This window comes from Sorangium sp. So ce327 (assembly GCF_051530205.1).
GTDB lineage: Bacteria > Myxococcota_A > Polyangia > Polyangiales > Polyangiaceae > Sorangium > Sorangium cellulosum_B.
Window position 1 is genome coordinate 5,645,709 of sequence record NZ_CP150330.1, and the last position, 20,534, is coordinate 5,666,242.

At 69.5% G+C, this 20,534-nt stretch carries 21 protein-coding genes; 17 read left to right on the forward strand and 4 right to left on the reverse strand.

The window, feature by feature from the left end; translation table 11 throughout:
• Positions 1 to 139: 139 nt before the first annotated feature.
• Complete coding sequence (locus WME95_RS21145; protein ID WP_437910252.1) at positions 140 to 736, reverse strand: hypothetical protein; 597 nt, start codon at positions 734 to 736, stop codon at positions 140 to 142.
• A gap of 344 nt (positions 737 to 1,080) precedes the next feature.
• Positions 1,081 to 1,353 (reverse strand): hypothetical protein, encoded by a 273-nt coding sequence (locus WME95_RS21150; protein ID WP_437910254.1) that lies wholly within the window; start codon positions 1,351 to 1,353, stop codon positions 1,081 to 1,083.
• Positions 1,354 to 1,477: 124 nt separating this feature from the next.
• Between WME95_RS21150 and WME95_RS21155 the strand changes: the two genes are divergently transcribed.
• From WME95_RS21155 to WME95_RS21175, 5 genes are all read left to right on the forward strand, one after another.
• Positions 1,478 to 2,224 carry a nucleotidyltransferase family protein gene (locus tag WME95_RS21155; protein ID WP_437910256.1) on the forward strand — a complete coding sequence of 249 codons (747 nt, stop codon included), beginning with the start codon at positions 1,478 to 1,480 and terminating at the stop codon, positions 2,222 to 2,224.
• Positions 2,221 to 3,216, forward strand: coding sequence for a GHMP family kinase ATP-binding protein (locus WME95_RS21160; RefSeq protein WP_437910258.1), 996 nt, complete (start codon positions 2,221 to 2,223; stop codon positions 3,214 to 3,216). Before WME95_RS21155 ends, WME95_RS21160 begins: the two co-directional genes overlap by 4 nt.
• A gap of 65 nt (positions 3,217 to 3,281) precedes the next feature.
• Positions 3,282 to 3,902, forward strand: coding sequence for a D-sedoheptulose-7-phosphate isomerase (locus WME95_RS21165; protein WP_012236377.1), 621 nt, complete (start codon positions 3,282 to 3,284; stop codon positions 3,900 to 3,902).
• A 7-nt stretch (positions 3,903 to 3,909) separates the two neighbouring features.
• On the forward strand, positions 3,910 to 4,521 hold the full coding sequence (locus WME95_RS21170) for a D-glycero-alpha-D-manno-heptose-1,7-bisphosphate 7-phosphatase (protein ID WP_437910260.1): 612 nt from the start codon (positions 3,910 to 3,912) through the stop codon (positions 4,519 to 4,521).
• Positions 4,522 to 4,599: 78 nt separating this feature from the next.
• Positions 4,600 to 5,601, forward strand: coding sequence for an AAA family ATPase (locus WME95_RS21175; RefSeq protein WP_437910262.1), 1,002 nt, complete (start codon positions 4,600 to 4,602; stop codon positions 5,599 to 5,601).
• On the opposite strand, the gene dnaE is transcribed toward WME95_RS21175, so the two are convergent.
• Positions 5,594 to 9,232 carry a DNA polymerase III subunit alpha gene (gene dnaE / locus WME95_RS21180; RefSeq protein ID WP_437554173.1) on the reverse strand — a complete coding sequence of 1,213 codons (3,639 nt, stop codon included), beginning with the start codon at positions 9,230 to 9,232 and terminating at the stop codon, positions 5,594 to 5,596. The genes WME95_RS21175 and dnaE overlap by 8 nt on opposite strands.
• Before the next feature lie 244 nt (positions 9,233 to 9,476).
• Here dnaE and WME95_RS21185 point away from each other — a divergent pair, with 244 nt between their 5' ends.
• The 6 genes from WME95_RS21185 to WME95_RS21210 all read left to right on the forward strand — a co-directional run bounded on the left by WME95_RS21185 (position 9,477) and on the right by WME95_RS21210 (position 14,630).
• The gene (locus WME95_RS21185) at positions 9,477 to 10,550 is read left to right on the forward strand and encodes a hypothetical protein (protein WP_437910265.1); all 1,074 of its coding nucleotides are present in this window, start codon (positions 9,477 to 9,479) and stop codon (positions 10,548 to 10,550) included.
• Between the two features lie 466 nt (positions 10,551 to 11,016).
• The gene (locus tag WME95_RS21190) at positions 11,017 to 11,640 is read left to right on the forward strand and encodes an OmpA family protein (protein ID WP_437554177.1); all 624 of its coding nucleotides are present in this window, start codon (positions 11,017 to 11,019) and stop codon (positions 11,638 to 11,640) included.
• A gap of 218 nt (positions 11,641 to 11,858) precedes the next feature.
• Positions 11,859 to 12,308 carry a c-type cytochrome gene (locus WME95_RS21195; protein WP_437554178.1) on the forward strand — a complete coding sequence of 150 codons (450 nt, stop codon included), beginning with the start codon at positions 11,859 to 11,861 and terminating at the stop codon, positions 12,306 to 12,308.
• A gap of 6 nt (positions 12,309 to 12,314) precedes the next feature.
• Complete coding sequence (locus WME95_RS21200) at positions 12,315 to 12,758, forward strand: hypothetical protein (RefSeq protein WP_437554180.1); 444 nt, start codon at positions 12,315 to 12,317, stop codon at positions 12,756 to 12,758.
• Positions 12,759 to 13,265: 507 nt separating this feature from the next.
• Complete coding sequence (locus WME95_RS21205; protein WP_012236385.1) at positions 13,266 to 13,445, forward strand: hypothetical protein; 180 nt, start codon at positions 13,266 to 13,268, stop codon at positions 13,443 to 13,445.
• A 93-nt stretch (positions 13,446 to 13,538) separates the two neighbouring features.
• A complete protein-coding gene (locus WME95_RS21210) occupies positions 13,539 to 14,630 on the forward strand; it encodes a TIGR04552 family protein (protein ID WP_012236386.1) in 1,092 nt (363 codons plus the stop codon).
• A gap of 250 nt (positions 14,631 to 14,880) precedes the next feature.
• Here WME95_RS21210 and WME95_RS21215 read toward each other — a convergent pair whose 3' ends face one another.
• Complete coding sequence (locus WME95_RS21215) at positions 14,881 to 15,621, reverse strand: Crp/Fnr family transcriptional regulator (protein WP_272099495.1); 741 nt, start codon at positions 15,619 to 15,621, stop codon at positions 14,881 to 14,883.
• Positions 15,622 to 15,853: 232 nt separating this feature from the next.
• Here WME95_RS21215 and WME95_RS21220 point away from each other — a divergent pair, with 232 nt between their 5' ends.
• From WME95_RS21220 to mtnP, 6 genes are all read left to right on the forward strand, one after another.
• Entirely contained in the window at positions 15,854 to 16,366 is a 513-nt protein-coding gene (locus tag WME95_RS21220) for a DUF507 family protein (RefSeq protein WP_012236388.1), read from the forward strand.
• Between the two features lie 205 nt (positions 16,367 to 16,571).
• Complete coding sequence (locus WME95_RS21225; RefSeq protein WP_012236389.1) at positions 16,572 to 16,889, forward strand: hypothetical protein; 318 nt, start codon at positions 16,572 to 16,574, stop codon at positions 16,887 to 16,889.
• Between the two features lie 23 nt (positions 16,890 to 16,912).
• Positions 16,913 to 17,959 (forward strand): SDR family oxidoreductase, encoded by a 1,047-nt coding sequence (locus WME95_RS21230; protein WP_437910268.1) that lies wholly within the window; start codon positions 16,913 to 16,915, stop codon positions 17,957 to 17,959.
• Positions 17,960 to 17,986: 27 nt separating this feature from the next.
• Positions 17,987 to 18,856 (forward strand): YicC/YloC family endoribonuclease, encoded by an 870-nt coding sequence (locus tag WME95_RS21235; RefSeq protein WP_437555443.1) that lies wholly within the window; start codon positions 17,987 to 17,989, stop codon positions 18,854 to 18,856.
• Between the two features lie 9 nt (positions 18,857 to 18,865).
• Positions 18,866 to 19,504: a guanylate kinase gene (gene gmk, locus WME95_RS21240; RefSeq protein ID WP_012236392.1), complete on the forward strand. Its 639-nt coding sequence runs from the start codon at positions 18,866 to 18,868 to the stop codon at positions 19,502 to 19,504.
• Complete coding sequence (mtnP, locus tag WME95_RS21245) at positions 19,501 to 20,388, forward strand: S-methyl-5'-thioadenosine phosphorylase (RefSeq protein WP_437910271.1); 888 nt, start codon at positions 19,501 to 19,503, stop codon at positions 20,386 to 20,388. Before gmk ends, mtnP begins: the two co-directional genes overlap by 4 nt.
• The last annotated feature ends 146 nt before the right edge of the window (positions 20,389 to 20,534 follow it).

A 20,534-nucleotide genomic window follows, 5' to 3' on the forward strand; every position in this document is an offset into this window, starting at 1 on the left:
GGACAGCGCCAGCAGGGCTCGCTCGGTCCATCACCCGCATCGCGCAGGGCGTCGACCGGCCCGTGCCCGCGCCGACCGGACGGCCTACGGCCGGCTCCAAGCAACGCTCGTGCCTGGCTGACCGGCCCACCGTGGTCGCTCAGGCCGGGTAGTACGACGCCTGGCCTTGACGCAGCTCCTCGGTGATCTTGTTCTCCGCAAGGAGCTTCTTGAGCGGCTCCTGGAGCTCCGCCGCAGGGGTCCCCATCGCCAGCGCAAGGTCGTCGATCCCTTGCCCAGGCTCGATCTCCACATGGGCGAGCAGCGCCTCGGCGATCTCGTCCCCGGAGCTCCCGGACGACAGGCTCGCCGGGCTCGCGGGGTTCACCGGGCTCGGCGGAGCGGCCTGTTCGGCGGCTTTCGCGGGGGCCGTGACGGCGGGCGCCGGGGTGCGCGCGGCGCGCGACTTCGGCGCAGCGACGGCCGCACGCGCGCCACCTCCGCTCGCCCGCGGCGCGGCTGCCTTCTTGCGCGGCGCAGCGCGCGTCGGCTTCTTGGGCGACGGGGCGCTGCGGGGAGGCGCGGCCGGGCGGCTCGGCGCCGGAGCGCGCTCGCCCTTCCGGACCGGCTTGGCGGGAGTCGCGGCCGGCCCGGTCGATATCCCAGCGGCGCTGATGTCGACTTGCAGGTACCGCCCAGCGGTCCGGAGAACGTCCTTACGGACCAGCGCTCTCAGGCCCTCCAGGAACTCGGCCACGGAAGCACGAATCTCATTCTCGATCTCGACATCGGATATCACGCTGCCGCCGTCTCATGAATCCCTCGGAATGTCAACGTCTTCCACGCACAGTGGCCCGCACCGGCCGTAGAAACCAGGTGTTCCTGCGCCGGTCGGCGCTCGCGACCGGGCGCCGGATCCCTGGCTGGGGCCGCGCGCGTCCAGTGTGAATTTGCCGTTTTATCAAATGAAATGCTGGCAAGATCTGAAACGCATCGAGAGATCATGTCGGGCCCCTCCGTCTGCACGCATGGGCCTCGCGCTCGGGCAGAGGTCGACTCGCCGCTCACGGCCGCGCCAGGGTGGCGGCGCTGTGGGTATGCTCAAGCGGCCTTGACGGCGCGGAGCGACGCGCGGCGCAACGGGCGGAGCTGCGACGCCGCAAAGGCCGCGCCGAGGGCGAGCCCGCGGAGCGTCAGCCGCGTGCAAAGGACGTCGAGATATCCCTCGCGGTGCAGGGCGGTGATCGCCCGGCGAACGTCGGTCCGACGCACCTGAAGGGCCGTGGTCAATGTGTCGAGGTTCACCGTCTTGCCCTCGCTCTGGAGGGCAACCAGCGTCCGGAGGAGATGCGGAGCGAGGTCCTTGTTGGTCATGGCGCGCACCGTAAACCGCCTCCTGAACGGCCGTACAGTTTGTGGCGACGTTTTTCTCCCGGTCGCCTGCGGGGAGCGCTGGAGACGCCCCGAAGGCGACCGTCGTCTATGGTAGGCCCTCCCCGTGCACGCCGACGCCTCACCTCCTCAAGCCGTGATCCTCGCCGGCGGACTCGGCACCCGGATGCGCCCCCGGACGGAGCGCACCCCGAAATTCCTTCTGCCCGTGGCCGGGCGGCCGTTCGGGGCGTGGCTCCTCGAGCGGCTCGCCGCAGCGGGCTTTGGTGAGGTGGTCCTCTGCGTGGGTCACCTCGGCGACGCCGTTCGACGGGCGATGGGCGATCGGTTCGCGGGCCTGCCGCTCCATTATGCCGACGACGGCCCCGATCTCCTGGGCACGGCCGGCGCGCTGCGCCGCGCGCTGCCCCAGCTGGCTCCTGTGTTCCTCATGACCTACGGCGACTCCTACCTCCCCTTCGACTACCTGGCCCCGCTCCGGGACCTCTGCACACACCCCGGCGCGCTCGGCACGATGGCCGTGTACCGGAACGAGGGTCGGTTCGATGCGTCGAACGCCGCGGTCTCGGGCGACCTGGTGGTGCGTTACGAGAAGCGGCGCGCGGGCGCGGCGCCCGACCCTGCGCTCGACCACATCGATTACGGTGCCACCGCGCTCCGCCGTGAGGTCGTCGAGGCGCTGCCAGCCGACGCGCCGCTCGGCTTCGAGGTGGTGCAGCGCGACCTCGCGGCGCGCGGCCTCCTCCGGGCCTTCGCGGTCGCGGCGCGCTTCCACGAGATCGGCTCGGAGCAGGGCCTCCGCGATCTCGAGGCCACCCTCACGACCGCGGCCGCGACGGAGGAGCGGGGATGATCGTCTCTCGCGCCCCGGTCCGCTTCTCCCTCGGCGGCGGCGGGACCGATCTGCCCGCGTACTCCGGCCGCTTCGGCGGCTACCTCGTGTCGGCCGCCATCGACAAGTACATCTATGTGACGGCCAACAAGCGCTTCCACCGGGACATCCGCCTCGCGTACTCCAAGACCGAGATCGTCCCCTCGGTCGACGCGATCGAGCACCCGATCTTCCGGGAAGCGCTCCGGATGCTGGGAATCGAGCACTCGATCGAGCTCACGAGCGTCGCGGATCTCCCCGCGAACTCGGGCCTCGGCTCGTCGAGCTCGTTCACGGTCGCCCTCCTCAACGCCCTGCACACGTACAAGCGCGACTTCGTGTCGTCCGAGCAGCTCGCTCGCGAGGCCTGCTCCATCGAGATCGAGCGCCTCGGAGAGCCGATCGGCAAGCAGGACCAGTACATCGCCGCCTACGGCAACGTCACGGCGTTCACGTTCTCTCCGGACGGCTCGGTGCACGTCGAGCCCGTCCCGGTCCGCGACGAGGTGCTGGACGAGCTCGAGAGCAACCTGCTCATCGTGTGGAGCGGCGTCGAAAGGCCGGCCAGGATTGTGCTCTCGGAGCAGGGCCGGCGGCTGCAAGACCTGGAGCCCGCGGTGGTCGAGCGGATGCACCGCATCAAGGAGATCGGCCGCGACGTGCACCGCATCCTCGTCACGGGCAGGCTCGACGACTACGGCGAGCTCCTCCACGCCCACTGGACCCAGAAGCGTAAGCTCGCGTCCAAGATGACCGACGAGGTCCTCGACGAGATCTACGAGCTCGCTCGAGGCGCTGGGGCGCTCGGCGGCAAGCTGATGGGGGCCGGCGGCGGGGGCTTCTTCATGTTCTACGTCCGGCCGGCGGAGCGGCGCCGGGTGCTGGAAGCGCTCGCCGCGAAGGGCCTGCGCGTCCTGCGCTTCCGCTTCGATCTCGACGGCGCGCGCATCGTCGCGAACCTGCACCGATCGTGAGCGGGCGCGCCGGCGCCCCCCTCCTGCTGGGCATTTCAGCGGGACTCTGGCTATAGATCGGCCCTATGCCTCAGAGCACGCACGACTTCGTCGAAAAGTACCTCCGCGAGACGTCCGAGATCGCCCTCGCGACGAGCCCCGACGACATGGCTCGCGTCATCGAGATCCTCTTCGATGCGTACCGGAGCGATCGCACCATCTACACGTGCGGCAACGGCGGCTCGGCGGCCAACGCGAGCCACCTCGCCTGCGACATCGCCAAGTTCACGTGGGTCGATGGCAAGCGGCGCTTCAAGTGCACCTCGCTCTGCGACAACGCAGCGCTCCTCAGCGCCCTCACCAACGACGTCGGCTTCAACCGGATCTTCCTCGAGCAGCTCGACGGCCGCATGGTCGCGGGCGACGTGCTCGTGTGCCTGAGCGTGCACGGCGGCTCGGGCGCCGATCGCGCCGGCCCATGGTCGCAGAACCTCGTCGCCGCCGCGGATTTCGCGAAGAAGACGGGGGCCAAGGTGGTCGCGCTCGTCGGCTACGACGGCGGCGCCCTGCGCCAGATGGCCGACGCCAGCGTGATCGTGCCGAGGACGCGGGCGGGCTACACGTCGACGCCGCACGTGGAGGGCTTCCACGAGGTCTACCACCACCTCATCTGCGAGCGGCTCCTCCAGCTCGTGGCCGAGAGCTGAGCCCCGCGTGGCGAGGCGCGGGATCCTGCTCGACCGCGACGGTACGCTCATGGACGTGGTGCGCGATCACGAGCTCGGCGTCGTCGTGACGGCGTTTCATCCGGATCAGATCCGCCTCCTCCCCGGCGCGATCGAGGGCCTGCGGCGCCTTGCGGACGCGGGGTTCCTGCTGGCGATCGCGACCAACCAGCCGGGCGCGGCGAAGGGCCAGGTCCCGTGGGGGGCGATCGAGCGCACGAACCGCGCGCTCGTCGATCGCCTCCGCGAGGCCGGCGTCGCGATCGCGGCGCTCGCGGTGTGCCCTCACCACCCCGAGGGCGGGCCGGGCGGCGATCCGGCGCTCATCGGCCCGTGCGATTGCAGGAAGCCCAAGCCGGGCATGCTCACGGCGCTCGCGCGCGACCTCGATCTCGACGTCGCGGCGAGCTGGATGATCGGCGACGCGGCGAGCGACGTGGCGGCCGCGCGCGCGGCGGGCATGCGGGCGGGCCTCGTCATGGATGGACGCCGCTGCGAGCTGTGCCCGCTCCGCGGCGAGGCTGGTCTCCCCTGCCCCGATCGCGCGGCGCCGCGCATCGATCTCCTCGCCGCCGAGATCCTCGCCGAGCCGCGCGGCTAGCGGGCTCTGGCGCGCCACGCCGCGCCGCGCCGCGCCGCGACGCCCGATAGCCCGCGCGCGGCGTGCTACCGTCCCGCCGTGACGCCTCCTCCGGATCACGACGGCGGCGCGCTCGACGATGGGGGCGCCCGCGACGACACCCCGGCCACCGCGGCCGAGCTCGACGCCCGCCTCTCGGCGGCCCGCTACATCTCCGATCCGGCGACCTCGCTCGCGCTCTGGCTCGCCCTCCGGATGGAGCGGCCGCTGTTGCTCGAGGGGCCGGCCGGCGTCGGCAAGACCGATCTCGCCCGCGCCGCCGCCGAGGCGCTCGGCCGAGGGCTCATACGGCTCCAGTGCTACGAGGGCCTCGACGAGGCGAAGGCGCTCTACGAGTGGGACTACGCGAAGCAGATGCTCTACACGCAGCTGCTGCGCGACGCCGTCGCGAAGGAGATCGCCGGCGCGGCGAGCCTCGCCGCGGCCGCGCGCGCGATCGCGGGGAGCGAGGCGTCGTTCTTCAGCGAGCATTTCTTGATCGCGCGCCCGCTCCTCGCGGCGCTGCGGAGCGCCGCGCCGGTCGTCCTGCTCATCGACGAGGTCGATCGCGCGGACCCTGAGTTCGAGGCGTTCCTGCTCGAGGTGCTCTCCGACATGCAGGTCACGATCCCCGAGCTCGGCACGATCCGCGCCGCGCACCCGCCGCTCGTCCTGCTGACGACGAACGCGACGCGCGAGATGACCGAGGCGCTGCGCCGCCGGTGCCTGCACGCGTTCCTGGACTACCCGCCTCCGTCGCGCGAGCTCGCCATCCTGAGGGTCGCCCTCCCGGGGATCGAGCCCCGCCTCGCGGCGCAGATCGTGGCGTTCGTCGGCGCCCTGCGGGCCATGGATCTGCGGAAATCTCCCGCGATCAGCGAGACGATCGACTGGGCCCGCGCGCTGCTCCTGCTCGGCAAGCGCGCGGTGACGCCGGAGCTCGCGCGCGACACGCTCGGCGTCCTGCTCAAGCACCAGAGCGACCGCGGCGACGCGGAGGCGAAGCTCGGCACCCTCGTGCGTGCCGCCGAGCACGCGGGCGCGGACGAGCCGGTTACCTGAGCTCGGCCACCTTCTCGCCGAACAGCTTCTCGAGCCGCCCGAGCATGGCGTCGTTCGGCTCGACGCGCAGATCACGCCCCAGCGACAGCACCGCCTCTGCACCATCATCGAGCTGGATCACGAGCTGCACCGGGCACACCCCGGGGCTCGCCCGCAGGAGCGCCCCCAGCCGATCGATGTGCTCGCGCCTGGCGCTGCGCGACTTCAGCGTGATCGCCACGCTCCGGGTCTGCGCGAGGATGGCGTCGGCGAGCGGCTGCACCTCGTCGAGCAGCAGGGTCGGCTCGCGCGGCGCGGCCTCGGCCTCCTCGGCCCCCTCGTCCACCATCGGGAAGCTGATCTTCCCCGAGATCAGGACCGGCTCCCCCCGGTTCAAGAGGTCCGCGTAGCTCTCGATCTGCTTCTCGCGCACCTTGACCTCGACCCGGCCCGTCGTGTCCTCGAGCACGAAGAACGCGATCTTGCCGCCGCCCCCCTTGAAGATGCGCTCTCGGTAGCCCTCGACCATCCCGCCGACGCGCACCCTGGCCCAGGCATCCATGCCGGCCAGCGCGCTCACCGCGGTCACGTCGAAGCGGTTCAGATCCACGCCGTACCGATCCAGCGGGTGCCCCGAGACGTAGAACCCGAGCGACTGCTTCTCCCGCGAGAGCGTCTCGCGCAGATCCCAGTCCTCGGCCGTCGGGTAATCGTCCAGCCTCACCTCGCTCTTGGACGCCACCGCCGCGAACAGGCCGATCTGCGCGCTGTTCCGATCCTTGCTCGCGGAGCGCGAGCGCTCGAGCGCCCTGTCGATGCCGGCGAACGCCCGCGCCCGCGAGATGCCCCGCGCATTGAGGCTCGCGTCGAACGCGCCGCACTGCACGAGCGCCTCGAACACTCCCTTGTTGACCCGCCGCGGATCGACCCGCTCGGCGAAGTCGAACAGGTCCGCGAACGCGCCGCCCGCGTCGCGCGCCTCGAGGATCGCCTCGAGCGCCGACTCGCCGACGCCGCGGATCGCGCCCATTCCGAAGCGGATCTTCGGATCGTACGGGTCCCTCACCCGCGAGCCTCCGCGCCGGGTGCCGGTCACGCGCTTGCCGTTCGTCGCCGGCTTCGCGCTGTAGACGACGGTGAAGTCGGTCTTGGACTCGTTGATCTCGGGCGGGAGGATCTCGACCCCCCACGCGCGCCCCTCCGCGATGATCCGGACGACCTTCTCTATCTTGTCGCGGTCGGCCGTCATCAGCGCGCAGAGGAACTCGACCGGGTAGTGCGCCTTGAGGTAGGCCGTCTGGTAGGTCAGCAGCGCGTACGCCGCCGAGTGGCTCTTGTTGAAGCCGTAGCCCGCGAAGTACTCGAGGAGCCCGAAGATGCGCTCGGCGTCCTCGCCCTTCACACCGTTCTTGAGCGAGCCGTCGACGAACGTCGCCTTCTGCTTCGCCATCTCCTCGGGCTTCTTCTTGCCCATGGCGCGCCGGAGCAGATCGGCGCCGCCGAGCGTGTAGCCCGCGAGCTTCTGCGCGATCTGCATGACCTGCTCCTGGTAGACGATGACGCCGTACGTCGGCTGGAGGAGCTCGTCGACGAGCGGGTGCATCTTCTCGATCGGCTTGCGGCCGTGCTTGCAGTCGACGAAGTCCTTCACCATGCCGGTGCCGAGCGGCCCGGGCCGGTAGAGCGCCACGGCGGCGACGATGTCCTCGAAGGCGTCCGGCTTGAGGTCCTTGAAGAGCTGCTGCATGCCGCTCGACTCGAGCTGGAACACCCCGGTGGTCTCGCCCGACTGGAGGAGCGCGTAGGTGGCGGTGTCGTCGAGCGGCACCGTGTTCACGTCGAAGCGATTGCCCTCCTTGCCCGCGAGGTCGGGCCGCGCGTTCACCAGCCGCACCGCGATGTCGATGACGGTGAGCGTCTTCAGCCCGAGGAAGTCGAACTTCACGAGCCCGGCCAGCTCGGCGTCGTCCTTGTAGTACTGCGTGACGAGCTGCTCGCCGTTCTTGAAGCAGGGGACGTGGTCCCAGAGCGGGCCCTCGCTGATCACGACGCCGGCGGCGTGCATGCCCGCGTGCCGCGTCAGGCCCTCGAGCTTCTGCGCCTGCTTCAGGAGCTCCGCGACCGTGGGGTCGCTCTCCTTGAGGGCCTTGAGCTTCGGCTCGATCTCGAGCGCCTCGGGGATCGTGTACATGATCCCCGGGCTCTTCTGCGGGATGAGGCTCGCGATCTTCTGCGCCTCGTTCGCGGGGAACGCCATCGCCCGCGCGACGTCCTTGATCACGCTCCGCGCCTTGAGCTCGTGGAACGTCGCGATCTGCCCCACGGAGGGTTTGTCGGCCTCCTTGCTGTACTTCTTGGTGACGTAGGAGATGACCTCGTCGCGCCGGTCCATGCAGAAGTCGACGTCGAAGTCGGGCATGCTCACGCGCTCCGGGTTCAGGAAGCGCTCGAACAGCAGGTTGTACGGGAGCGGATCGAGATCGGTGATCTCCATCGCGTAGGCGACGAGCGAGCCCGCGCCCGATCCGCGGCCCGGCCCGACCGGGATGCCGTGGTCCTTGGCGTACTTGATGAAGTCCCAGACGATGAGGAAGTAGCCCGGGAAGTCCATCTGGACGATGACGTTGAGCTCGACGTCGAGCCGCGCGCGGTAGGTCGCCTCGTCCACCTTCCTGCCCGTCTGCGCGATCTGGGCGAGCCGCTTCGTGAGGCCGTCGTGCGCCACGTGCCGGAAGTACGACGCCGAGTCCGAGAACCCGCTCGGCAGGGGGAACGTCGGGAGCATCGGCTTGCCGAGCTTGAGCTTCAGCGTCGAGCACCGCTCGGCGATCTCGAGCGTCGACCGCACCGCCTGCGGGTGGTCGCGGAACAGGTGCATCATCTCGTCGGCGGGCTTGAGGAACATCTCGAAGCTGCCGTGGTGCGCGGCGCTCGCCTCCGCGAACGTGCGGTTGGCCGCGATGCACGACAGGTAGAGCTGCCCCTCGCCGTCCTCGCGCGCGCCGAAGTGCGCGTCGTTGGTCGCGACGAGCGGGAGCCCCAGATCGCCCGCCGCCCGCGCCAGGATGCCGTTGAGCACCGACTGCTCGACGAGCCCGTGGTCCTGCAGCTCGACGTAGAGGCTCCCGGGCTGGAAGCAGTCCCTGAGCCGGCTGAGCGCCTCGCGCCCCTCCCCCTCGCCCTGCTCGAGGATCCGCTGGGCGACGACGCCGCCCATGCAGCCGGTCAAGCCGATGAGCCCCGCGCTGTGCTGCGCCACCGTGTCGAGCCGCACGCTCGGCGCGAGCCCGCTCGCGGGATCGACGTGCCCTTGGGAGACGATGCGGACGAGGTTCTTGTAGCCCTCCTCGGACGCGGCGAGCAGCACGAGGTGATCGACGGGCGTCTCGTCCACGCCGGAGCGCGACACCTGCCCCGCGGCCGCGCCCCAGCTGCGGGCGACGTTGACCTCGCAGCCGATGATCGCGCCGATGCCCTGGTCCTTGCAGGCCTTGTAGTGCTGAATGGCGCCGAACATGTTCCCGTGATCGGTCAGAGCGACGGCGCGCATCCCCAGCGATTTGGCGCGCGCGGCGAGGTCCTTGACGCGCAGCGAGCCGTCGAGGAGCGAGTACTGCGAATGCACGTGGAGGTGGATGAACTCAGCTGTCACAGCGGGCTTCCAGGGGGCTTCTCATCGTGGTGGTAGTCGGGAAAGACCGGTAATCGGGGAGAGGGCGCGGAGAGCGAGATCGGGAGGCGCTGGGACAATCCACCAGCGCTCACCGGCGGGCTCACATATAGCGCATTGCGCAGCGGGGATCGCCCTTGATGAGCCGCGCAGGCCGGCGCTAGCATGTGCGCCCGTCCGAGAGCACTTGCCTGATCCGGGGTGGGGTTTCCAGAAAGTGAGGTCGATGATGCGTCAATCCCGTATCGCCGTCGCGGTGTATTTGGCGACCGCGCTCGTGTCCGCTGCCGGTTGTGGCTCCGAGGCCACGGCGCCTGTCGTTCAAGACGTCGACCTCGGTCAGCCGCCCGCGCCGGGGCCGGAGCAGGCGGGGGATGGCGAGGGCGTCGCGTTCGCGATCGACCGGCTCTTCCTCGGTGATACGGATCGCGATGGGAAGAAGGTGGCCGGCAGCTGGAAGCAGTACGGATTCAACCTCGACGGCAAGGTGTCCAGCACCGTATCACAGGACCTGTGCAAGCCGGTGGATGACACCGCTCCTTCGGAGGTCTATCCGGACGGCGCCGATGGGATCGACAACGCCTTTGGCAGCAAGCTCGTCGGCCTCATCTCCAACCTCCTGACCGACCCGTCGACCCGGGTCAGCGACGCCATCGGCAAGGGCGATTTCACGGTGATCTTCAAGGTCGACGGGCTCGGCGAGCGGTCGTCCTACAACCCCCTCACCGCGAAGCTCTACGGCGGCGCCACGCTGGGCGAGGCGCCCACGTGGGATGGCGCCGACCGGTGGCCTGTCGTACCGGAGCTCCTCGACGACGCTCAGGACGTCGAGAGCTCCAAGGTGGTGTTCCCGGCCAGCTACGTCGTCGACGACACATGGGTTTCGGGCCCGGATTCACAGGTCACGTTCCAGCTGAACCTGACGGTCTCGGACACCATCATCGGTCTCACGATCCGCAACGTGAGGATCGCGATGGATCTCGCGCCCGATCACAAATCGGTGGTCAAAGGGACCATTGCGGGCGTGCTCGAGACGGCTGTCCTCGTCGAGGAGCTCCGCGGCGTCATCGGCGCCGTACAGCCGAATTTCTGCGAAGGCCCCGCGCTGGAGACGATCCTCGACCAGGTCCGCCGCGCCTCGGACATCATGAAGGATGGCAGCCAGGACCCGAGCAAGCAGTGCGACGCCATCTCCATCGGCATCGGGTTCACAGCGAAAGCGGTCCAGCTGGGCGAGATCGCGCCGCCTGCCGAGACGACCGGCGTGCCGTGCCAGCCGGCGCCCGCAGACGAAGGCTGATCGCCGCGCGACTCGCATCCACCGGCGGCCACCGCGTCGCGCACGCCTCCTGGGCTCCGGGGGCACCTCCCGGGTGCCCGCGCCCGCCGCAATCCCCACAGCCTGCGACGTGCAACCTGCTCCGCTGGGTCCGGCCACCCGCGAAGATCGTGCTCGCGCTTGAGCCGTCGCGCCCCCCGCGAGCGTCTCAAGGAGCGACCCCACCCGTCCAGGGTACGCGCTGAGGCAAGGGACGTCTTGCCAGCGCGCTCTCTCGGTCCGCCCGCTGGTGGGCGGGCCGCGAGGCGCCCTCTTCCTGGTTTCGTTCGTCCTGACTTTTCGCTAGAAGTCGGCATCGCTTCGAGCGTCCACCACGCAAGTACCCGATGGCGGTGAAGATTCATGGCGAGCTGCCGTCCAAGGGCGTCAGCCCGGCGGGTCGCCGATGCGAGCTCTGGCTCGTGCCCCTCAGAGGAGAACAAGGTCCATGCGTAGATACGTCGCTTCCGTTCTGTGCGCCGTGATGATGATTGGCGCTGCCGCCGCGACGGCGGGTTGCACGGCCAGCGCCTCGTTCAACGCCGGCAAGGAGCCGGTGGCCGAGCCCCCGCCCCCGCCCCCGCCGGAGCCGAAGCCCGAGCCGAAGGAGGAGAAGAAGCCCCGCCCGCGCTTCAAGCTGACGTTCAAGCTCAAGGGCAACGAGGTCTCTCTCCCCGGCCCGGTGGTCTTCGAGACGAACAGCGACAAGCTCCTGCCCGAGAGCGACGAGGTCCTCAACCTCGTCGACGACTTCCTGAAGCAGCGGGAGGATGTCAGCCTGCTCCGCGTCGAAGGCCATACCGACTCGGACGGTGAGGACGCCGCGAACCAGACGCTGTCCGAGAAGCGCGCGATGGCGGTCGCTCGCTGGCTCGTCGCGAAGGGGAACGACTGCAAGCGCTTCATCGCCGTCGGGTTCGGCGAGACCAAGCCGGTCGCCGACAACAACACGCCCGAGGGCAAGGCCCAGAACCGCCGCACCGGGTTCTTCATCGCGGCCATCAAGGGCAAGGCGGTCGACAAGCAGCCCGTGGACGGCGGCGGCAAGGTCGCCGGCGACGCCTGCAAGTGACGCCGCTGCGCCCGGGCGCGCTTCGTGACGCGCGCCGCGATCACCGCGGGCCCGGGCACGTCGGGGCGCTCCCCTTCTGCTGACGGCGGAGCTCAGTGGCCGGCGCACGCCGGCCGCCGGAGCCGCTGCGTTCTCCGCGCGCCGGCGGCCGACGTCGCCCTGCGATCCTTCTTTTCTTGCCTCCCCCACCAGCTTCACTATCGGTACGTCTCCACGACATGCGGAGACGTCACGACAGGTCCCTGGGTCGCCTCCTTTCCATCGCCCTCCTCTCGGTCGGCCTCTTCGGCTGCAACTCCGGGGCGGGCGACGTCCGCCCGTGGACGCGGGACGACCACGATCCGCCGAACCCCGGCGAGGGGCAGGGCCAGGGCGGCAAGGTAGCCGCTCGGCCGGTCGCGTCCGATGAGACCGATCCAGGGCTGATCGAGCTCGCCTGGCAGCGAAACTGCTCCACCTGCCACGGCAGGGCCGGGCGAGGCGACGGCCCGCAAGGCCCGATGGTCCGCGCCCCGGACCTCACCGACGCGGCATGGCAGGATCGAGTGACCGACGCCCAGATGGCCGACACGATCAGGAAGGGCAAGAACAAGATGCCCGCGTTCGACCTGCCGCAGCCGGTGATCGAGGGCCTCGTGAAGCGCGTCCGCACCAACCGAGCGCGCTGAAGCCTGATGAGCTCGACCTCGCAGCACGATCTCGATGAGGCGCCGGAGGAGAGGCCGGCGGAGCCGGAGGCCCGGCCGCCGTGGCTCCGGCGTCTCGCGCCAGCGATCCTCCTGCTGGGTGCGCTGGTTGCGGGGAGCATCCTCGTCAAGCGCCTGCCCGAAGAGCGGGAGATCGAGCTGCGGCTCGACGATGCAGCGACGGTCGTGCAGCTCGACGTGACGTGGACGGATTCTTCTTCGAGCGACCGCGCGGACGACACGGCGACGGTCATCGACAGCTCATGGCGCTTCGCCGAGGGCACGGCCCCGCGGGCTGTCCTCACGAAGGTGTCGCTCCCGGATGGCCTCTACCAGGTGGAGATCACGGTCGGCAGGAAGGGCGGGCACGACGTGACGAGCCGGGCCATCACGCTCGCGGACGAGTCCCGGATCACGCTGTTCGTGCACTGAACGGCGCCCCGCGCGTTCTCGCCGGCCTCGCGGAGCGCGCTTCGGCCGGCGCTCCTGGAGCGAGCCCAACAGCAGCCGGATCTGCCGGAGACCTGCTGGTGCTCGTTGCGGTCGCCCGGCGCATGAGACCGTTGACGCCCGGAAACCGACAAGCAAGGCAGCGCCGTGAGTTGGAGGCGTGTCCCTCAGGTACCACCTCGCGTCCGGCAAGCCGCACGCAGCCCTTGATGAAAAACCTTCGCACTTAAATACAAGTCATTGTTATTATTGAAGTTTTTCTTATTCCAGTGGCAGCGTTTCGGGTGGGAATGGAATGTGAGAACGAATTCCCTTGATGCGTTCCCCCCGAAACCGCTACTTCTTGGCCCGCGGAAGCAGAGCGTGGCACCTTATCCTACAACCACTTACACGCTCTGACTGGGACGACCGTGGTGCATCGTGGTGCCCCCCCGGAGGGAGCGACCATGCGGCCTGTACAGTGCCGCTGGAGGCGGAGAAGGAGAACCGATGAGGATCACCCCGTGGTATCTGGCTGCGCTCGCCCCGTTCGCCGCCATTGGTTGCAGTGGCGCGTACCTTGGTCACGCCGCTGTCGTCGCATTGACGATCGGCATCTTCCTCGGGACCCTTTCGCTCGGCCGCACGCCGAGCTCGAGCCCGGCCCCGCCGAACGCCCCTGTCTCCTGACTTTCTCGCCCAGCTGCCGCCTGCTGCACCTCGACGCGAGGGTTTCCCGAGCGCGCGACAGCGCTGGAGCTTACGCTCGGAGAGCGTGAGGTCATGACGCAAGACGCCTCGGTCGGCCGGCTCAAGCGGCTCGAAGAGTTCACGCTCATGGACCTCGAGTCCGTGCACCTCATCCTGCGCGGCGACTCGGTCATCGACTGGAGGAGGCTCAACCTGCAGGGCGAGCAGGCGGCGCGGGACCTCCTGCTGGCGCAGGAGTTCCGCCCGGACGAGCCGGGGGATCGCGCCCACCTCGAGAGCGTCAAGAACGAAGCGATCGCGTACCTGCGCCGCCATTTCGAGTTCCCGATCCCGAGCCCGGTCGCTCGCGCCTCGGTCGAGGAGATCCTGCTGCTCGCCTCGGGCAAGGGCCACCGCCAGCTCTGCGCCTGCACGATCCTCAAGGCGATGCACATCATCCATCACCTGGCCGGGCGCGAGCTCCTCTTCTCGATCCCCATGTCGGACCAGGACGTCTTCCACCTCGTCGAGGAGAAGGTGTACCGGGTGATCGGCGGCATGCTCGCGGCGGGCTTCCCGATCACCGAGTTCATCGGCGGGCGGAAGAACAAGGACTCGCTCTACACGAAGCTCCTGTCGAAGACCGATACGACCGCGGCGGCCATCTACGACAAGCTCCGCTTCCGCATCGTCTGCCGCACCGTGGACGATCTGCTGCCGGTGCTCCTGTACCTGTCCGAGCGGCTGTTTCCGTTCAATTACGTCGTGCCAGGCGAGAGCACCAACACGATCCTGCGGTTCCGGAGCTACTGCGAGACGCGGCCCTTCCTTCAGCCGATGCTCGACGCGTTGCAGACCGACGTCGACGACGGGCTCACGGCAGGCGACAACAGCTTCAGCGATCGGAGCTACCGCGTGATCCACTTCGTCGTCGATCTGCCGGTGCGGCTCCCCGCGGAGATCCTCGACATGGCGCCGCCCGCGGCCTGGGCGCTCGGGCCGATCATCTTCGTCCTGTGCGAGTTCCAGCTGATCGACCGCGAGACCGAGGCGGCGAACGAGGTCGGCGAGGCCAGCCACGCCAGGTACAAGGAACGGCAGAAGCAGGCCGTCATGCGCAGGCTCAAGCTCGGGGTCCGCTCCACCCGTGACCCGGCGAGCGGCGGACCCAAGCGGGATCGCTAGGCGCCGCGGTCGGCGCGGGTCGCCTTCCAGACGCCGTAATCGAGCGGGCAGACGGGAGAGATCCGCGAGACATCCGGGGTGGGTCCCCGGAGAGCGGCACGCGTGAGCAAGGCGGCGAACGCCGCTGCGACGCCGGGAGCAGTCGGGCTATCGGAGCAGAGGCCGCCGAGCGAACAGCCTGGACGGTGACCGACGGCGCTCGATCGAGGAGGCCTGCCGGCCCCTCAACGACACCGCCGGACGAGCGGGCTCAGATGCGGCCCTTCAGCGCGTCGCGATCGAGGACGACGATCCGGCGGCGATCGATCTCGATCACCCCCTTGCGACGGAGATCGCCCAGGGTAAGCGTGACGGTCTCGCGCGTGGAGCCGATCATGCTCGCCATCTCCTGATGGGTGAACGGCGCGGAGATGAGCACGCCGCGCGGATCGGGGATGCCCCAGCGCGTCGCGGCCTTGAGCAGGAACTCACAGAGGCGGGCCTCCACATTGCGGAAGAGCATGGACGCCAGGCGCTCCTCGGTGTCCGTGTGCCGCTCGACCAGCGTGGTCACGATGGCGGCGGCGAAGTTGGCGTCGCTCGCCATCAGGTTGCGCACCGTCGCGAGGGGGACGAGGAGCGCCTCGACGTCCTCCGTGGCGATCGCGCTCTCCCGGTGGGCCGTGACGCCCCCGAGCGCAGCCTCGCCTAGCACGTCGCCGGCCCCTCTGTAGCCGAGCGACAGGCTGCGCCCGTCGCTCATCCCACGCACCAGCCGGACTCGGCCGAGGCTGAGCATGGCAAGCGCGGTCGCTGCGTCGCCCTGCGTCACCAGGTGACGCCCTTTCGCGACGCGTTGGATCGTCCCTCCGTCCGCCAGCGCCGACTGCGTGGCCGGGGAGGCCGCGTTGCCGATCGCGCCGCGCCGGACAACCCGCCGTTTGCGGGAGTCCAGGTCGAGTCCACCGTCGTTCCCGAGCGCGCCAGGCTGGACCCTGACGCTCCGTGCCATCGCATCCTTACCCATCATCATCGCGGCTGCTCCTGCGGTTTGCGGTGTCGCGGTCCTACTGTTCCGGGGGGCCCCACCGGCTGGGGGGGGCCCGACTTGTGCCGGAACCTCCCACTTGCGTTGACATCCTGGATACCCGGCCCGTACCTTTCGGTTCGAGCCGGGCACGCCCCGTGAATGAACCCCTGCACGGGGGAGCCAGTTCGACCGCTCCTCCAGCTACGGACGTTGGATGCGCCTCTTTAGCGGCAAAATTACTCCCCTCACAGAAGAACTCGTCCGCGCGCTCGTGGACAACCGCGATATCGAGTGCGAATCGAAGAAAGAGGTCGCGCTCGACGTCGAGTCGGTCTTCACGAGCTACCTGCACGCAGAGCGGGAAGCGACCGAGCGGGCGAAAGAGATCCTCCAGGCACGCGGACTGCCTCAGGGCGAGTTCAACCGGGTCAAGCGCCTGGCCGCGGAGCAGAAAGGGATCAAGACAGGCGAGGAAACCATGGATTATCTCCTCGACCAGCTGCTCGAGATGCTGATGCACTCGAACAACGTCGAGGAGGTGTTCGTCGAGGACCACGACCTGCGCCGCCGGATAAGGCCCATCCTTCGGAAGTACCTCGAGATGGACGAGGCGCTCGACACCGAGGTGCGCGGCAAGCTCCGCCACGTGCAGGAGGGATCCCGCACCTGGGAAATCGAATACCAGCGGGTCATGGGCGAGATCCAGCGGCGCAAGGGGCTGCTGTAATCGCCGCCAGGCAGGCGGGCTCTCAGCCGAGCAAGCGAACCGTCTGCGGCGTTTGCCGGTCCAGCGAGACGCCGTCTGCCCATGGCCTCGGCGCCCGATCCGCAGGGACATCGCCTGTGGGATAAACGCGCACCATCTGCGACCATGCCCGCTGCGGAGCGTTCCTTCTGCCAGATCGGGCGTCGTCGTGGTACCGGAGGACATCATGAGCTGGATTCCGAAGGTCGAGGCGAAGCGCCACTTCTGTCATAAATGCAAGAACGAGCTCATCTTCGAGGTGAAGCTCCAGCGCGCGGACACCTGTCCCCACTGCGGTGTCGACCTCCACTGCTGCAGGAACTGCGAGAACTGGGACCCGGCCGCGCACAACCAGTGCAAGGAGCACATCGCCGAGTACATCCCGGATCGGGAGAGAGCGAATTATTGTACTTTCTTCACGTTCAAGAACGGCGTACCGGAAGACAACTCGAAGCGCATCGCGGATTCTCGCTCCAAGCTCGACAACCTTTTCAAGAAGAAGTAGGCGCCCGCTGGGGGAGCACGCACATGTCCACGCCTCGCTACTTGATCACCGGCGGTGCCGGGTTCATCGGAAGCAACCTCGTCGCGGCGCTGACCGCCGCCGGCGAGCGGGTCCGCGTCCTCGATAACCTCGCGACTGGGCGATGGGAGAACCTCGACGGGCTCCCCCACCAGTCGCTGATCGAGCGCATCACGGGGGACATCCGGGACGCGGCCGCGGTCGCGACGGCGGCCAAGGGGGTCGAGGTCATCCTCCACCAGGCCGCGCTCGGCTCGGTCCCGCGCAGCGTCGAGTCGCCCATCGAGTCGAACTCCGTCAACGTCGGCGGCACGGTCACGGTGCTCGACGTGGCGCGCCGCCAGGGCGTGCGCCGGGTGCTCTTCGCCGCGTCGTCCAGCGCGTACGGCGAGACGCCCGTCCTCCCGAAGCACGAGGGCATGGAGCCGATGCCGCTGTCGCCGTACGCGGTCACGAAGCTCGCCTGCGAGCACTACATGAAGGTCTTCGCGGGCATCTACGGCATCGAGACCCTGAGCCTGCGTTACTTCAACGTCTTCGGGCCGAACCAGACCCCGGCCGGCGCCTACGCCGCGGCGATCCCGCGGTTCGTCGACGCCGCCCTGCAGAACCGGCCGATCCCGATCTTCGGCGACGGCGAGCAGACGCGCGACTTCTGCTTCATCGAGAACACCGTGCTCGCGAACCTCCTCGGCGCGACGTCGCCGAAGAAGTTCAAGGGTGAGGTCGTCAACATCGCCGGCGGACGCAGGATCGGGCTGAATGAGCTCTGCAAGGAGATCTCGCGGGCCCTCGGGCGGGACGTCGCGGTCGAGCACCTCCCCGCCCGCGCCGGGGACATCCGGCACTCGCTCGCCGACATCTCGCGCGCGGCCGAGCTCATCGGGTACGAGCCCCGCGTACGCTGGGAGGACGGCATCGTCCCCACGGTCACGTACCTGCGGACGCTCCGTGAGAAGGGCCCCGCGGCCGCGTCGGCCACGGTGACCTGTGGCAAGGTTCCGCTGCCCAAGGCCCAAGGGGCCTCGGACGGCGGACCAAAGGCGAGCTAGGTAGAGCGGGGGCGGCTGGTGCGGAGCATGACCGGCTTCGGGCTCGGTGACGCTTCGCTCACCGATGGGCGTGTCGTCGCCGAGATCCGCTCGGTGAACCAGCGCTTCCTCGACGTGCGCGCGCGGCTCCCGCGCGAGCTCGTCGATCTGACGATGTTCGCCGAGCAGGTGGCGCGCGAGCGCCTGCGGCGGGGACGCATCGAGATCATCGTGCGCACCGAGGGCGCGGTGCTGGCCCCGAGCACGCTCGACAAATCGAAGGCACGCGCGGCGTTCCGCGCCCTGGCGGAGCTCCGCGACGAGCTCGCGCCGGGCGCCGACGTGCCGCTCTCGCTGCTCTGCGCCGTGCCGGACCTCTTCGCGCCCGCCGGCGGCCACGAGATCGCGGCCGTCCGCGCGGCGCTCAAGCTGGCCATCGAGCGCGCGATCGACGCGATGGAGGGCATGTGCCTGCGCGAAGGCGAGGCGCTCGCCAGCGACATGCGCGGGCGGGTGGCCACGTTGCGCGCGCTGTCGTCCGAGGTCGTGGCGCGCGCGGACGAGGCGCGCGAGGCGCTCAGGCGCCGCCTGCGCGAGCGGGTCGAGCGCCTGCTCCAGGGGGTCGAGGCCGGCTTCGAGGCGACGCGGATCGAGGCGGAAGTGATGCTGCTCGCCGAGCGCAGCGATATCACCGAGGAGGTCACCCGCCTCCGGAGCCACCTCGACCAGTTCGGCGGCGCGCTCGCGGCCCCGAGCGGCGACCCCTGCGGAAGGAGGCTCGACTTTCTGCTTCAGGAGATGGTACGCGAGGCGAACACGCTGGGCTCCAAGGCGCAGGACGCCGCCATCTCCCATCACGTCGTGGCGATGAAGGTGGAGCTCGAACGCCTGCGGGAGCAGGTCCAGAACATCGAGTGACAGGAGAGCATGTCGACCGAAGCACTCAGTGACGACTTCCTCCTCCTCATCGTGTCGTCCCCGTCCGGCGCGGGGAAGACGACGCTCTGCGGGAGGCTGCGCAGCGAGTTCCCCGACCTGCGCTTCTCGGTCTCCCACACGACTCGGCGCCCGCGCCCGAACGAGGTCGACGGCCGGGAGTACCACTTCGTCGACCCGAACACGTTCGAGCAGATGATCCGCATCGGCGCGTTCGCCGAGTGGGCCAGGGTGCACGATCACCTCTACGGCACGAGCCTGAAGGAGATCGAGATCGCACGCGCCACCGCGCGCGGCGTGCTCTTCGACATCGACCACCAGGGCGCGCGGCAGATCAAGGCGAGCCTGCCCGAGGCGGTCGCCGTGTTCATCCTTCCCCCGTCGCTCGCCGAGCTCGAGCGGCGCCTGCGCGGGCGCGGCACCGAGGACGAGCCCACGACGCTCCGCCGCCTCCGCAACGCGAAGGGCGAGATCGAGCATTACGGCTTCTTCGACTACGTGATCGTGAACGACGAGATCAACCGCGCCTACGAGCAGCTGCGGTCGCTCGTCTTCGCCGAGCGGTGCCGCCGCCAGCGGCGCGCGGCCCTCTGCGAGCGGCTGCTCTCGGAGCGGAGGTTCGAGCGATGAGCGCCGGCGCGACGCGCGACGTACTCGCCATCATCGGCGGCAGCGGCGTCTACGAGATGGGGTGGCTGGAGGACGTCGAGGAGGTCTCGGTCTCCACCCCCTTCGGGCTGCCGAGCGACGTGGTGCTCCGCGGGCGGGTCAAGGACGGCGACGCGACCGTGCTCTTCCTGCCGCGCCACGGCCGCGGCCACCGCTTCTCGCCGTCGACGATCAACTACCGCGCGAACATCTGCGCGCTGAAGATGCTCGGCGCCACGCACGTGCTCAGCGTGAGCGCCGTCGGCTCCCTGCGTGAGGACATCGTGCCTGGCGACCTCGTCGTCGTCGACCAGTTCATCGATTTCACGAAGCGGCGGATCTCGACGTTCTTCGATGAAGGCCTCGTCGCCCATGTGCCGTTCGCCGATCCGGTGTGCCCGATCCTGGCGAGCGCGGTCCACGACGCGGCGCTCGCCACCGGCGCGCGCGTCCACCGCGGCGGCACCTATGTCTGCATCGAGGGCCCTCAGTTCTCGACGCGAGCCGAAAGCCGCATGTTCCGGACGTTCGGCGCGCATGTCATCGGGATGACCAACTTGCCCGAGGCGAAGCTCGCCCGCGAAGCGGAGCTCCCTTACGCCACGCTCGCGCTCACCACCGACTTCGATTGCTGGCACGTCAGCGAGGAGGCGGTGAGCGTCGAGGCGGTCATCGCCGTACTCAACCGCAATATCGGGTATGCGCGGGACGTCGCGAAATCCCTCGCCCGTAATCTCCCCGACGTGTCTCAGAGCCCGGCCCGTCATGCGCTTGAGAAGTGCATCATGACCACGGCCGGCGCGTCATCGCCCGACGCAGAGGCGCGGCTCGAGTGGCTCATCGGCCCTCGGCGCAAGGCCGACTGAGCTGACCTCAGGGCCCCTCGGCGGCGCGCCCGCTCCTCCGCGAAGCGGGCGCGAGGGGGCGCAGCGGGCACGAGGGGGGCGCGGGGGGCGCAGCGGGCGGGAGGAGGCGCGACGGGCGCGAGGAGCAAGGCGGGCTCTGCTGGCGT

Excerpts from the sequence above, each read along its gene's own strand:
- WME95_RS21150 (WP_437910254.1), bottom strand. The coding sequence starts at position 1,353 with ATGACCAACAAGGACCTCGCTCCGCATCTCCTCCGGACGCTGGTTGCC.
- WME95_RS21160 (WP_437910258.1), top strand. The coding sequence starts at position 2,221 with ATGATCGTCTCTCGCGCCCCGGTCCGCTTCTCCCTCGGCGGCGGCGGG.
- WME95_RS21165 (WP_012236377.1), top strand. The coding sequence starts at position 3,282 with ATGCCTCAGAGCACGCACGACTTCGTCGAAAAGTACCTCCGCGAGACG.
- WME95_RS21185 (WP_437910265.1), top strand. The coding sequence starts at position 9,477 with ATGATGCGTCAATCCCGTATCGCCGTCGCGGTGTATTTGGCGACCGCG.
- WME95_RS21190 (WP_437554177.1), top strand. The coding sequence starts at position 11,017 with ATGCGTAGATACGTCGCTTCCGTTCTGTGCGCCGTGATGATGATTGGC.
- WME95_RS21195 (WP_437554178.1), top strand. The coding sequence starts at position 11,859 with ATGCGGAGACGTCACGACAGGTCCCTGGGTCGCCTCCTTTCCATCGCC.
- WME95_RS21200 (WP_437554180.1), top strand. The coding sequence starts at position 12,315 with ATGAGCTCGACCTCGCAGCACGATCTCGATGAGGCGCCGGAGGAGAGG.
- WME95_RS21205 (WP_012236385.1), top strand. The coding sequence starts at position 13,266 with ATGAGGATCACCCCGTGGTATCTGGCTGCGCTCGCCCCGTTCGCCGCC.
- WME95_RS21210 (WP_012236386.1), top strand. The coding sequence starts at position 13,539 with ATGACGCAAGACGCCTCGGTCGGCCGGCTCAAGCGGCTCGAAGAGTTC.
- WME95_RS21215 (WP_272099495.1), bottom strand. The coding sequence starts at position 15,621 with ATGGCACGGAGCGTCAGGGTCCAGCCTGGCGCGCTCGGGAACGACGGT.
- WME95_RS21220 (WP_012236388.1), top strand. The coding sequence starts at position 15,854 with ATGCGCCTCTTTAGCGGCAAAATTACTCCCCTCACAGAAGAACTCGTC.
- WME95_RS21225 (WP_012236389.1), top strand. The coding sequence starts at position 16,572 with ATGAGCTGGATTCCGAAGGTCGAGGCGAAGCGCCACTTCTGTCATAAA.
- WME95_RS21230 (WP_437910268.1), top strand. The coding sequence starts at position 16,913 with ATGTCCACGCCTCGCTACTTGATCACCGGCGGTGCCGGGTTCATCGGA.
- WME95_RS21235 (WP_437555443.1), top strand. The coding sequence starts at position 17,987 with ATGACCGGCTTCGGGCTCGGTGACGCTTCGCTCACCGATGGGCGTGTC.
- gmk (WP_012236392.1), top strand. The coding sequence starts at position 18,866 with ATGTCGACCGAAGCACTCAGTGACGACTTCCTCCTCCTCATCGTGTCG.
- mtnP (WP_437910271.1), top strand. The coding sequence starts at position 19,501 with ATGAGCGCCGGCGCGACGCGCGACGTACTCGCCATCATCGGCGGCAGC.